Origin of the sequence: Aquabacterium sp., assembly GCF_004297345.1 — a bacterium.
Classification (GTDB): domain Bacteria; phylum Pseudomonadota; class Gammaproteobacteria; order Burkholderiales; family Burkholderiaceae_C; genus Aquabacterium.
Window position 1 is genome coordinate 1 of the sequence record NZ_SCTN01000230.1, and the last position, 13,619, is coordinate 13,619.

The 13,619-nt window shown below is 63.7% G+C and carries 9 protein-coding genes; all 9 read left to right on the top strand.

Features of this window, described 5'->3' with window-relative positions:
- Positions 1–1,761, top strand: a 1,761-nt coding sequence (locus tag EPO09_RS08205) for a penicillin-binding protein 2 (RefSeq protein ID WP_290642004.1), incomplete at its 5' end; no start/stop codon positions are given.
- Entirely contained in the window at positions 1,762–4,731 is a 2,970-nt protein-coding gene (murF, locus tag EPO09_RS08210; protein ID WP_290642006.1) for a bifunctional UDP-N-acetylmuramoyl-L-alanyl-D-glutamate--2,6-diaminopimelate ligase MurE/UDP-N-acetylmuramoyl-tripeptide--D-alanyl-D-alanine ligase MurF, read from the top strand.
- Positions 4,721–5,899: a phospho-N-acetylmuramoyl-pentapeptide-transferase gene (gene mraY, locus EPO09_RS08215; protein ID WP_290642008.1), complete on the top strand. Its 1,179-nt coding sequence runs from the start codon at positions 4,721–4,723 to the stop codon at positions 5,897–5,899. Before murF ends, mraY begins: the two co-directional genes overlap by 11 nt.
- Before the next feature lie 24 nt (positions 5,900–5,923).
- Positions 5,924–7,822 (top strand): UDP-N-acetylmuramoyl-L-alanine--D-glutamate ligase, encoded by a 1,899-nt coding sequence (murD, locus tag EPO09_RS08220; protein ID WP_290642010.1) that lies wholly within the window; start codon positions 5,924–5,926, stop codon positions 7,820–7,822.
- A 47-nt stretch (positions 7,823–7,869) separates the two neighbouring features.
- Positions 7,870–9,108, top strand: a complete 1,239-nt coding sequence (gene ftsW, locus EPO09_RS08225; protein ID WP_290642020.1) for a putative lipid II flippase FtsW — start codon at positions 7,870–7,872, stop codon at positions 9,106–9,108.
- Positions 9,105–10,214, top strand: a complete 1,110-nt coding sequence (murG, locus tag EPO09_RS08230; protein ID WP_290642012.1) for an undecaprenyldiphospho-muramoylpentapeptide beta-N-acetylglucosaminyltransferase — start codon at positions 9,105–9,107, stop codon at positions 10,212–10,214. The genes ftsW and murG overlap by 4 nt, the downstream gene beginning before the upstream one ends.
- Positions 10,211–11,620 (top strand): UDP-N-acetylmuramate--L-alanine ligase, encoded by a 1,410-nt coding sequence (gene murC, locus EPO09_RS08235; protein ID WP_290642014.1) that lies wholly within the window; start codon positions 10,211–10,213, stop codon positions 11,618–11,620. Before murG ends, murC begins: the two co-directional genes overlap by 4 nt.
- A 2-nt stretch (positions 11,621–11,622) precedes the next feature.
- Positions 11,623–12,594 carry a D-alanine--D-alanine ligase gene (locus tag EPO09_RS08240; protein ID WP_290642016.1) on the top strand — a complete coding sequence of 324 codons (972 nt, stop codon included), beginning with the start codon at positions 11,623–11,625 and terminating at the stop codon, positions 12,592–12,594.
- A 44-nt stretch (positions 12,595–12,638) separates the two neighbouring features.
- Entirely contained in the window at positions 12,639–13,535 is an 897-nt protein-coding gene (locus EPO09_RS08245) for a cell division protein FtsQ/DivIB (RefSeq protein WP_290642018.1), read from the top strand.
- Positions 13,536–13,619 lie beyond the last annotated feature (84 nt).

Consider the following 13,619-nt stretch of genomic DNA (forward strand, 5'->3'; position numbering starts at 1 on the left):
GTCCACAACGACTTCTATTTGCAGCAAGGTGCCAGCCGCTACGAGCGCCGCATCGAACTGCAGGCCAATCGTGGTCGCATCCTTGATCGCAATGGCGAGATGCTGGCTTCGAGCGTGCCCTCGCCATCCCTGTGGGCCATCCCCAAGGACATGGATGCCTCGACCAATGAGCTGCGCTCGCTGGCCAAGTTGCTGGACATGCCGCTGGCTGATCTGCAAAAGCGTCTGGCCTCCAGCCCCAACTTTGTGTGGCTGCGTCGCAAGGTCGAAGATGGTGTGGCCGAGAAGGTCGCGGCGCTCAAGATCAAGGGCATCTATGAGCTGCGCGAATCCAAGCGCCAATACCCTGAAGGCGAAGCCGCTGCGCACATCGTCGGCTTCACCAACATTGAAGACGAAGGCCAGGAAGGCATCGAGCTGGCTTATCAAAAGCAGCTGGCTGGCCGTGACGGCGCGCGTCATGTGATCAAGGATCGCCTGGGTCGCGTGGTTGAGTCCGTGGGTGATCTGGTGCCGGCGGAAGACGGTCAGGCCATTCGCCTGTCGATCGACGCCAAGATCCAGTTCTACGCCTACCAACGCATCCGCGATGCCGTGGCTCTGCACAAGGCCAAGGCCGGCAGCGTGGTGGTGCTGGATGCCGTGACTGGTGAAGTGCTGGCCCTGGCCAATGTGCCCAGCTACACGCCCGATGACCGCCGCAACCTGACCGGTGCGCAATTGCGCAACCGCGCCCTGACGGACACCTTCGAGCCCGGCTCCACCATGAAGCCGATCGTGGTGTCTTTGGCGCTGGAAACCAAGCGCGTGACGCCTGAGACCATCATCTCGACCGCGCCTGGCAAGCTCACCATCGATGGCTCGACCATCTCTGACTCCCATCCGCACGGCGATCTGACGGTCGAGCAGGTCATCCAGAAGTCCAGCAACGTGGGCACGGCCAAGATGGCCATGCAGATGCAGCCTCGCGAGATGTGGGAGATGTTCACATCAGTGGGCCTGGGGCAGAAGCCGCAGATCGGTTTCCCCGGTGTGGTGACAGGGCGTCTGCGCCCTTACAAATCCTGGCGCCGCATCGAGCAGGTCACCATGAGTTATGGCTACGGCCTGTCAGCCAGCTTGTTCCAGCTGGCTCACGCATACACGATCTTCGCCAGCGATGGTGAATTGATCCCGATTTCGCTGCTGAAGCGAGAAGGGCCCGGTGACGACCGGGACCCTGCCCGCAAAGTGGCGAAAGCTACATCAGACGACAGCGAGCGCCCAGTGCTCGCCTTCAAGACCGCCTTCCGTCCGGGGGCGGCTTCGTCGTCTGTGGCTGCCGCTGATGCCGCGCCGAGCAGCAGCGATGAGTTGGTGCCAGTGCGTGGCACCCGCGTGATCTCGCCTGAAACGGCGCGCGCTGTGCGCAAGATGCTCAACCTGGTGTGCGGCCCTGGCGGCACGGCACCCAAGGCGCAGACGCAGGGTTACAGCGTGGGCGGCAAGACCGGTACGGCGCACAAGGTCGAAGGCAAGGGCTATGCGGGCAACAAGTACCGCGCCTGGTTCGTGGGCATCGCGCCCATCAGCAAGCCGCGCATCGTGGTGGCCGTGATGGTCGATGAGCCCGGCAACGGCGTGTACTTCGGTGGCGATGTGGCTGCGCCTGTGTTCAGCCAGGTCGTGCAACAGACCCTGGCTCGCCTGGGCGTGCTGCCCGACATGGAAGTGCAGCCCAAGATCATCAGCAGCGAGCCTGCGGAAGTGGAGAGCTTTTAAATGAGCCAGACCACCCTGCATCTCCACAACACGGCTGAAGCGCTCAACTGGTTGCGCCAGTGGGGCATCACTTGCCTGACGGTTGACAGTCGTCAAGTCAAGGCGCTGGCGGGTGAGGGCGTGTGCTTCATCGCCTGGCCGGGGGCGGCGCGTGATGGTCGCGCTTTTGTCGAGCAGGCCTTGAAGGATGGTGCGCGCGCCTGCCTGGTTGAAGCCGATGGCGTGCAGGCTTTCGCTTTTGCCGATGCCCGCGTGGCAGCCTTGCCAGGCTTGAAGGCGCTGAGCGCCGAGATCGCACATGGCTTCTACGTGGAGCCCAGCGCCGAGCTGGATGTGGTGGCTGTGACAGGCACCAATGGCAAGACATCGACCTCGTGGTGGACGGCTCAGGCCTTGACGGCCTTGGGCAAGGGCTGCGGTGTCATCGGCACCTTGGGTGTGGGGCAGGTTGGCTCGGGCGAGTTCAAGCCCACAGGCCTGACCACGCCGGATCCCATCACGCTGCATGCCACCTTCCGTCAATTCGTCGATCAAGGTTTGAAGGCGGCGGCCATCGAGGCCTCGTCCATCGGCATCGAAGAGTTGCGCCTGCACGCCACCCATGTGAGGGTGGCGCAGTTCACCAACTTCACGCAGGACCACCTCGATTACCACGGCAGCATGGAAGCCTACTGGCAAGCCAAGCGCCGCTTGTTCGACTGGCCTGGCTTGCAAGCTGCCGTCTTGAACCTCGATGATCCGATGGGCCATGCCCTACAGGATCATGCGCGTGGTCGTCGCCTGGTTTGCTGGTCCTATGGGCTGCAAGACGCGGTTCGCTTGCAGGCATCGCACATCCGTTATCAGCAGCAGGGCCTGGTGTTTGATCTGATCGAGCGCGATGAGGCCTTGTCGCGCGAGACTGGCCGTGCCACTGTGCAGGCGCCTGTGATCGGTACCTTCAATGTGTCCAACCTGCTCGCTGTGGTGGGGGCGCTGCGTGCGCTGGATGTGCCGCTGGCTGACGCAGCTCGCGTGTGCAGTGGTTTGCAAGCTGTGCCGGGCCGCATGCAGATCGTGGCTTCGCCCAATCCGCAGGTTGAGTTGCCTACCGTGGTGGTGGATTACGCCCACACGCCCGATGCCTTGCTCAAGGCCTTGCAGGCGCTGCGCCCTGTGGCCGAAGCACGCGGTGGCAGCTTGTGGTGCGTGTTCGGTTGCGGCGGTGACCGTGATCCGATCAAGCGCCCCCTGATGGGCGCCATGGCCGAGCAGCATGCCGATCGCGTGGTGCTGACCAGCGACAACCCTCGCAGCGAGCTGCCCGCCTTCATCCTGTCTCAGATCCTGGCAGGCGTGGCGGGGCGTGACACCGTGGATGTGATCGAAGACCGCCATGCTGCCATCGCGCATGCGCTTGAACAGGCTGATGCCTGCGACGTCGTCCTGATTGCCGGCAAAGGCCACGAGGCCACACAGGACGTGGCCGGCGTCAAGACACCTTTTTCAGATGTGGACGAGGCTGCTGCCGCGCTCAAGCGCCGCGCGCCCGCCGTCCCAAGCCAAGTGATTCCCATGATGATGACCCTGGGCCTGGCCCATGAGTTGCTGCCGGGTTCGGTGCTGTTGGGTGACCCGGCCACACCGATTGCCCGCGTGCACACCGATACCCGCACCCTGCAGCCCGGCGACTTGTTCGTCGCGTTGCGCGGCGAGCGCTTTGATGCGCATGACTTCCTGCCGCAAGCCAAGGCGGCTGGTGCCGTGGCCGTGCTGGCCCAGCATGGCGTGGACACCTGCGGCCTGCCCGGCTTGATCGTGCCGGACACCCGTGCTGCGCTGGGCTGGCTGGCATCCGGCTGGCGTTCGCGTTTTGACATCCCGCTGATCGGCGTGACCGGCAGCAATGGCAAGACCACGGTCACGCAGATGATCGCGTCCATCCTGAAGGCCTGGGTGACATCGCAAGGCGTGCCTGAGGCTTCGCTGGCCACGCAAGGCAACTTCAACAACGAGATCGGCGTGCCCTTGACCCTGCTGCGCTTGCGCGAAGGTCAGCACCGTTGCGCCGTGGTCGAGCTGGGCATGAACCACCCCGGCGAAATCGCCCAACTGGCCGCGATTGCCGCACCCACCGTGGGCCTGGTCAACAACGCCCAGCGTGAACACCAGGAGTTCATGCATACCGTTGAAGCCGTGGCCCGCGAAAACGGCACGGTGCTGCAAGCGCTGTCACGCAGCGGTGTGGCCGTGTTCCCGGCTGATGACGAGTTTGCGGCCATCTGGCGCGAACAGGCCAACGGTTATCCCAAGTTTGATTTCGCCACGCAGGGTTCGGCTGCGGTGACGGGCAGTGCCACCTGGATGGCTCAGCCTACGCCTCATTGGCTGATCGAGATCAGCACGGCGCAAGGCGCCGCCCGCGTCAATTTGAAGATGGCTGGTGCACACAATGTACGCAATGCATTGGCTGCCACGGCCGCTGCCTTGGGTGCCGGCGTGCCGCTGCCCGTGATCGCACAAGGCCTGGAAGCTTTCGAGCCCGTCAAGGGCCGTTCGCAACTGCGCTGCATCAGCATCGAAGGCCGCCCGGTCACCTTGGTGGACGACAGTTACAACGCCAACCCCGACTCTGTGCGCGCCGCCATCGACATGCTGGCCGGCCTGCCTGCACCGCGCTGGCTGGTGCTGGGTGACATGGGTGAAGTGGGCACGCAAGGCCCGGCCTTCCATGCCGAAGTGGGTGCCTATGCCCGCGAACGCGGTATCGAGCACGTCTGGACGGCTGGTGAACTGTGCGCGCATGCCGCGCAGGCTTACGGCTCGTCAGCCCGCCATTTCAGCAGTGCGGCCGACATCGTCGCGGCATTGCCCACCTTGAACCAAGCGCCGGCTGCGGCCTCCGTGCTGGTCAAGGGCTCACGCTTCATGAAGATGGAACAAGTTGTCGCTGTCCTGAACGCTCAGGCGGGAGGTGCCCATGCTGCTTAGTCTTGCACTGTGGCTTCAGGGCCTGCACCCCGAGTGGGGGTTCCTGCGCGTCTTCCAGTACCTGACCTTCCGTTCGGTCATGGCCGCCATGACGGCCTTGCTGATCGGGCTGTTCCTGGGTCCGTATGTGATCCGCAAGCTCACCGAGCTGAAGATCGGCCAGCCCATCCGTGAATACGGCATGGAGACCCACCTGACCAAGCGTGGTACACCCACCATGGGCGGCGTGCTGATCCTGCTGGCGATCGGCTTGTCTACCTTGCTGTGGTTCGATTGGGCCAACCGCTTCGTGTGGATCGTGATGATCGTGACCACGGGCTTTGGCGCCATCGGCTGGGTCGATGACTGGCGCAAGGTGGTGTTGAAGGACCCCGAAGGCATGCCTTCGCGTGAGAAGTACTTCTGGCAATCCATCATCGGTCTGGTTGCGGCCATCTACCTGGCCTTCAGCGTGTCGGAGACCAATAACCTGCGTGTGATCGAGCTGTTCTTCCGCTGGATCCAGTCGGGCTTCTCCAACGATCTGCCACCCAAGGCCGACTTGATCGTGCCCTTCTTCAAGACCATGAGCTACCCGCTGGGTGTGTGGGGCTTCATGGTGCTGACCTACATCGTGATCGTGGGTACCAGCAATGCCGTGAACCTCACCGACGGCCTTGATGGCTTGGCCATCATGCCGGTGGTGATGGTGTCGACCTCGTTGGGCATCTTCTGCTATGTCACGGGCAACGCCGTGTTCGCCAAGTACCTGCTGTTGCCGCACATACCGGGCGCAGGTGAGCTCTTGGTGTTCTGCGCGGCCCTCGCCGGAGCGGGCCTGGCCTTTCTCTGGTTCAACGCTTACCCCGCCCAGGTCTTCATGGGCGACGTGGGGGCCCTCGCGCTTGGTGGTGCGTTGGGAACCATCGCGGTCATCGTGCGGCAAGAGATCGTGCTGGCTCTGATGGGCGGGGTTTTTGTTCTGGAGGCCTTGTCTGTGATGGTGCAGGTGAGCTACTTCAAATATACGAAGAAAAAATACGGCGAAGGCCGTCGTATTTTGCTGATGGCGCCGCTGCATCACCACTTCGAAAAATCCGGCTGGAAAGAGACGCAGGTCGTGGTCCGTTTCTGGATCATCACCATGCTGCTGTGCCTGCTGGGTCTGACCACTCTCAAGCTGCGTTGATCGCCATATCGAGACAAGCCAACCATGCATTACTTACGTGATCTCACCGTGCTGATCCTGGGTCTGGGTGACTCAGGCCTGGCCATGGCGCGCTGGTGCGCCCGGTGCGGCGCGAATGTGCGTGTGGCCGATACGCGCGCGAATCCGCCGCAAGCTGCCACCCTGGCTGGTGACGTGCCGTCTGCCACCTTGCATCATGGGCTGGATGTGGCTTTGCTGGATGGCGTCAACCTCGTGCTCAAGAGCCCTGGCCTGATGCCCAATGCACCGGATGTGGCCGCCTTGCTGGCCAAGGCCGATGACGCAGGCATTCCTGTGCGCGGCGAGTTGTCGCTGTTTGCCACGGCGCTGGCTGATCTCAAGACCGAGATGGGCTATGTGCCCAAGGTCGTGGCGATCACGGGTACGAATGGCAAGACCACGACGACATCCCTCACAGCCAAGTTGATCGAGCGTGCTGGCCTGCGCGTGGGTCTGGCCGGCAACATTGGCCCGACCTTGCTCGATACCTTGCGCATCGCGCTGGAGCAAGAGCCTCAGCCTTTGGGTGAAGAGGCTGTTGCGGATGCTGAAGGTGACGGTTCAGCCAGTGCTGTGACGCCAGCTGATGTGGTGGATGGCGCTGAGGCCGCTCCTGTTGGCGACGAGGGCGCCGCGCCTGCTATCGACATCGCGCTAACCGCGCAGCCCACTGACGCCGCATTGGACGCGCCGATTGAAGCTGTCGCCCATGTGGAGGCGCTCGACGAGGCGCAGCCCGAGGCCGAACCAGCCGACATCGACCAACCCGAAGATGCCGAGCCACCCGTCACGCCTTTGTCTGACGATGCCGACGCCCCGCTGATCGAGTTGGCGCCACCGCCACCTGCTGCGCCGACGTTCGAAGTGCTGCCGCAAGCCTGGGTGCTTGAACTCTCCAGCTTCCAGCTCGATGGCGTGAGCAACTTCGCGCCCGATGCCGCCGTGGTGCTCAACATCACGCAGGATCACCTGGACTGGCACGGCAGCATGGCGGCCTACGCTGCGGCCAAGGCGCGCATCTTTGGCAAGAACGGCATCATGGTCATCAACCGCGATGACCCCGTCGTGATGGACATGGTGCCGCCACCCGAAGTCATCAAGTCCGGTGTGCGTGGCCGTTCGGCCAAGACCGTGCACCGCGACGTCGTGTACTTTGGCCTGGATGCGCCGCGTCGCCCGGGCGATTTCGGCCTGGTGACCGAGTCGGGCATGGCCTGGCTGATGCGTGCCCGTGAAGTGGACCCCACCGTCAAGCTCAAGAAGGGCGAAGCGCACGAGATCGTGTTGCAACGCCTGATGCCTGCTGATGCCTTGCGCATCCGTGGGCGTCACAACGCGTCGAACGCACTGGCTGCGCTGGCTTTGGCCACAGCCATCGGTTGCCCGCTGGCACCCATGCTGCACGGCCTGCGCGAATACCGCGGCGAGCCGCATCGTGTCGAGCATGTGGCCACCGTGGGCGGTATTGATGCGATTGATGACAGCAAGGGCACCAATGTGGGCGCGACCGTCGCCGCCTTGCAAGGGCTGGGTTCCGACCTGTCCGGCGGCAAGCTGGTGGTGATCCTGGGTGGCGATGGCAAGGGGCAGGATTTCGCGCCCTTGGCCGACCCGGTGGGGCGCTTTGCGCGTGCCGTGGCCCTGATCGGCCGTGATGCGCAAGCGATTGAAGCCGCGTTGGCCGATGTGTTGACACCCGGTGGCGACAAGCTGCCGATGCAACGCCATGACAGCCTGGAGGCCGCTACCCGCTGGAGCTTTGAACAAGCGCAGCAGGGCGACGCCGTGCTGCTGAGCCCCGCCTGCGCCAGCCTGGACATGTTCCGCAACTATGGCCACCGTGCCGAGGTGTTCGTCACCGCCGTGCAGGAGCTGATCCATGAACGAGGAGACATCGCATGAGCGACGCCACCGTTCAAAACAACGCGCCTTCGACAGCCATGAGCCTGATGGGCAAGCTGCGCGGCTTGCTGGGCAAGGGCGGCGACAGCGAGGCCGCAGGCCCGCTGCCTGTGCGTGACTTCGTCAACGTTACCTCGTCGCAGCCCTCGAAGGTCATGGGCTTCGATCAGCCTTTGGTGTGGCTGACCATCGCACTGTTGGCCATGGGCCTGGTCATGGTCTATTCGGCCACCATCGCCTTGCCTGACAGCCCACGCTTCTCGAATTACACGCCTGGCTTCTTCTTCACGCGGCACTTGATCGCCATCATCATGGCCGTGTGCGTGGCGGCCGTGGTCACGCAGATCCCGATGTCGACGTGGGAAAAGACGGCGCCCTGGTTGTTCGTGGTCTCGCTGGTCTTGCTGATCCTGGTGCTGATTCCGCACGTGGGCAAGGTGGTTTACGGCGCGCGCCGCTGGCTGCCGCTGGGCATCATGAACTTCCAGCCATCCGAGCTGGCCAAGCTGGCCATCACGCTGTATGCGGCCGACTACATGGTCCGCAAGATGGATGTGAAAGAGCACTTCTTCCGCGCCGTGATGCCCATGGCTGTGGCCGTTGGTGTGATCGGCCTGTTGCTGCTGGCCGAGCCTGACATGGGCGCCTTCATGGTGATCGCGACCATCGCCATGGCCATCCTCTTCCTGGGTGGCGTGAACGGCCGCATGTTCTTCCTGATCACGGCCGTGCTGCTGGGCGCCTTCACCTTGATGGTGACGCTCAGCCCATGGCGCCGTGAGCGCATCTTTGCCTACCTGGATCCCTGGTCTGAAAAGAACGCACTGGGCAAGGCCTATCAGTTGACGCACTCGCTGATCGCCTTTGGCCGCGGCGAGATCTTCGGCGAAGGCCTCGGCTCCAGCCTGGAAAAGCTGCATTACCTGCCCGAAGCGCACACCGACTTCCTGCTGGCGGTGATCGGCGAAGAACTCGGCTTCATCGGCGTGGCCATCGTGATCATGGCCTTCTTCTGGCTGGTGGTGCGCCTGTTCAACATCGGTCGCCAGGCCATCGCGCTGGACCGTGTGTTTGCCGGTCTGGTCGCGCAAGGTGTGGCCGTGTGGATGGGTGGCCAGGCCTTCATCAACATGGGCGTGAATTTGGGCGTGCTGCCCACCAAGGGGCTGACCTTGCCTTTGATGAGTTTCGGTGGTTCGGGTGTGATGCTCAACTGCATTGCCTTGGCGATCTGTCTGCGCGTAGACATCGAAAACAGACAGTTGATGCGCGGAGGTAGAGCATGAGCCGTCACCTCGTCATCATGGCTGCCGGCACCGGTGGGCACATCATGCCCGGCCTGGCCGTGGCCGATGAAATGAAGCGTCGCGGTTGGACCGTGAGCTGGCTGGGCACCACGGGTGGCATGGAGAACCGTCTGGTGCCTCCCACGGGCATCCCCATGGACGCGATTGCCTTCAACGGCCTGCGCGGCAAGAACATGAAGGACACGCTGTTCGGTGGCGTGCGCCTGCTCAAGGCCTTTGCCGACTGCTTCAAGATCCTGAAGGCCCGACAGGCAGATGCCGTGCTGGGCATGGGCGGCTATGTGTGCTTCCCCGGTGGCTTGATGGGCGTAGCCCGAGGCCTGCCGCTGGTGCTGGTCAATGCCGATGCGGCCATGCTGCTCAGTAACCGTGCCTTGCTGCCCATCACCGATGTGCTGGCCTGTGGCTTTGATGGTCCTGCCGCGCAACACAAGGTGGCCCGCGTGACCGGCAACCCCGTGCGCGCCGACATCGAAGCCATCGCTCACCCGAGCGAGCGCTTTGCCAACCGCACAGGCCCGTTGCGCGTCTTGATTGTGGGTGGCAGTCTGGGTGCCAAGGCGCTCAACGATGCCGTGCCTGCTGCGCTCGCCATGATCCCGCCTGAACAGCGCCCGCTGATCACGCACCAGACCGGCATGGCCAACTTCGAAGCCGTCAAGGCCGACTATGCCAAGGCTGGCCTGACCCCAGGCAAGGACGCCGAAGTCCTGCCCTTCATCAACAATATGCCGCAGCGCCTGGCCGAGTGCGACGTGATCATCGGCCGCGCCGGCGCCATCACCGTGAGCGAGTTGTGCGCAGCCGGTGTGCCCAGCATCCTGGTGCCGCTGGTGGTGTCGACCACGGCGCATCAACGTGACAACGCCCAATACATGGCTGACAACGGCGCGGGCATCCACCTGCCGCAAGCTGAACTCAATCCAGCCAAGCTGGCTGAGTTGATCAAGTCGCTCAACCGCACGGGCCTGGCGGCGATGGCCATCAAGGCCCGCGGTCTGGCCCGTCTGCAATCGGCTGCCGCAGTGGCTGATGCCATCGAGCAAAACGTGAAACCCCAAACCAAAGCAAAGGCGTCCCCATGAAGCACGCCGTCAAACACATCCACTTCGTCGGCATCGGCGGTGCAGGCATGAGCGGCATCGCCGAGATCCTGCACAACCTGGGCTACACCGTATCGGGCTCTGACCAGTCCGACAGCGCTACCTCGCGCCGCCTGGCCTCGCTGGGCATCCATGTCTACGTGGGCCATGACGCAGCGCACATCCAGGGCGCTGAAGCTGTGGTCACCTCCACGGCCGTGAAGGGCGACAACCCCGAGGTCATCGCTGCGCGCGCCAAGCGCATCCCGGTGGTGCCTCGCGCAGTCATGCTGGCCGAGCTGATGCGCCTGCGCAAAGGCATCGCGATTGCCGGCACGCACGGCAAGACCACGACCACGTCCCTGGTCACCTCCATCCTGGCTGAAGCCGGCGTGGACCCGACCTTCGTGATCGGTGGCAAGCTCAACAGTGCCGGCGCCAACTCGGCGCTGGGCAAGGGCGAGTACATCGTGGTCGAGGCCGACGAGTCGGACGCCTCCTTCCTGAACCTGCTGCCCGTGCTGTCGGTCGTCACGAACATCGACGCCGACCACATGGACACCTATGGCCACGATTTCGCCAAGTTGAAGCAGGCTTTCGTGGACTTCCTGCACCGCATGCCTTTCTATGGCTCGGCCATCCTGTGTGCCGATGACCCGGGCGTGCGCTCCATCATCCCGTTCATCTCCCGCCCGGTCATCACCTATGGTTTCGGCGAAGACGCCCAGGTGCGTGCGGTGAATGTCGAAGCCCTGGCCGGTGGTCAGATGCGCTTTGTGGTGCAGCGTCGCAATGGTGTGGTCATGCCCGACATCACCGTGACCCTGAACCTGCCCGGCGTGCACAACGTGCTCAACGCGCTGGCAGCGATCGCCGTGGCCACCGAAATCGAACTGCCTGACGAGCCCATCATCAAGGCCCTGGGCGAGTTCACCGGTGTGGGCCGGCGCTTCCAGCGCTATGGCGAGTTCAAGACCACCGATGGTGGGCAGGTCACCTTGATCGACGACTACGGCCACCACCCTGTGGAGATGGCCGCCGTGATCAGCGCGGCGCGTGGCGCCTTCCCCGGCCAACGCCTGGTGCTGGCCTTCCAGCCGCACCGCTACACCCGCACGCGTGATTGCTTCGAAGATTTCGTCAAGGTGCTGGGCACCGCCGATGCCGTGCTGCTGACCGAGGTGTATGCCGCTGGTGAAGCCCCCATCGTGGCCGCCGATGGCCGCGCCCTGACCCGTGCCGTGCGCGTGGCCGGCAAGGTGGAGCCGATTTTTGTGGACGATGTGGCCGAGCTGCCGCAGACCATCGCCAGCAACTCCCGTGGCGGTGATGTGGTGATCTGCATGGGCGCCGGCTCCATCGGCACCGTGGCGGGCAAAACCGCCGAGTTGTTGAAAGAGAAGAACTGAGCATGAGCACCATCCAACTCCAAGCGCCCCGCATCGACCCGGCCAGCCTGGGCAAGGTGGCTGTGCTGTTCGGTGGCACTTCGGCCGAACGCGACGTGTCCATCATGTCGGGCTCGGGCGTGCTCAAAGCCTTGCAATCGCAAGGTGTGAACGCCTTTGCCTTTGACCCGGCCGAGCGTCCCTTGCAGGAGCTCAAGACCGAAGGCGTGGACCGTTGCTTCATCGCCCTGCATGGCCGCGGAGGCGAAGACGGCACAGTGCAAGGCGCACTGGAACTGCTGAAGATTCCCTACACGGGTTCGGGCGTGATGGCGTCGAGCATCGCCATGGACAAGATCATGACCAAGCGCATCTGGCGCTTCGAAGGGCTGCCCACGCCGGAGTGGCGCATGGTGTCGAGCGCCGAAGAATGCGCGCATGCGCTGACGGCCCTGGGCGCACCCATGATCGTCAAGCCTTCGCGCGAGGGCTCCTCCATCGGCCTGACCAAGGTGACCGATGCCAGCCAGTGCGCAGCGGCTTACGCGGCAGCAGCCCAGCATGACCCTGAAGTGCTGTGCGAGCAGTTCATCGACGGCGAAGAAAGCACCTGCCCGGTGCTGATCGTGGATGGCGAAGCCAAGGCGCTGCCCATCATCCGCATTCAGGCACCTGACGGTAACTACGACTACCAGAACAAGTACTTCACGGACACCGTGCGCTACCTGTGCCCGAGCGGTCTGGATGCCGACGAAGAAGCCGAGATCCAGCGTGAAGTCGTGCGTGCATTCAAGACGCTGGGTTGCCGTGGCTGGGCTCGTGCCGACGTGATGATCCGCAAGTCCGACCGCCAGCCTTTCCTGCTGGAGATCAACACCTCGCCGGGCATGACCGGCCACTCGCTCGTGCCCATGTCCGCCAAGGTGGCGGGCCTGAGCTATGAACAACTGTGCGTCCATCTTCTGGCTTCGGCCAGCCTGGACAGCGTTCGATAAATCCGCATCAACCGCATCAACCAAAGAAGGACACCCGCACCGCCATGCAGGCCGCCGCCGCCCTCAACAGCTACAGCGCACCGCAAGAGACGCCGCAAGACGTTCTCTGGATGAACGCTGCCGCCTCCGCCTTGCTGGTGGTGGCGGTCGGGCTGTTGCTGGCTGCCGGTGTCACCAAGCTGACGCGCCTGCCTTACTTCAATCTGCAGAAGGTGCAGTTGGAGGGCGATCTGCAGCGTAACAACGTGGCCACCGTGCGCGCCAACATCGTGCCCCGCATGCATGGCGGCTTCTTCAACGCCAACCTCAACCGCAGCCGCGAGGTTTTCGAGTCCGTGCCCTGGGTGCGCAAGGCGGTCGTGCGCCGCGTGTGGCCCAACGAGTTGCGCGTGGTGCTGGAAGAGCATCGCCCTGCGGCCTATTGGCATCACGAAGACCGTGAAGACCAACTGGTCAACAGCTACGGCGAAGTGTTCGATGCCAACCTGGGCGATGTGGAAGACGAGCACCTGCCCACACTGGAAGCCCCGCCCAACCCGACCGCCGGCGAAGCCAAGTCCATGCTTGACATGCTGCACCGCCTGCAACCCGTGATGAGCTCGCTGGGCGAGATCGACACGCTCAAGCTGACCGAGCGCGGCTCCTGGAGCGTGACGCTCGACGACGATGCCACGATCGAACTCGGCCGAGGCAGCCTGGAAGAAGTCGTGGTGCGCACCGAACGCTTCGTGCGCACCTTGCCCGAACTCAAGCACCAATACCCCGCGCCGCTTGCCCATGCTGACCTGCGTTATCCGGAAGGCTACGCGGTCAAGCTGCGTGGCCTGACCACTTTGCAGGAAGGCCAGAAGCCGCCTGTGATCAAGAAACCCGCCGTTGTGAAACCGGTGCCTGCTCACGGCGCTCCGGCCAACAACAAACCTTCGTCTTCAACCAGATAAATCCACACACACCATGGCCAAGGAATACAAGGATCTGGTCGTCGGGCTGGACATCGGCACCGCCAAAGTGATGGCGGTCGTGGC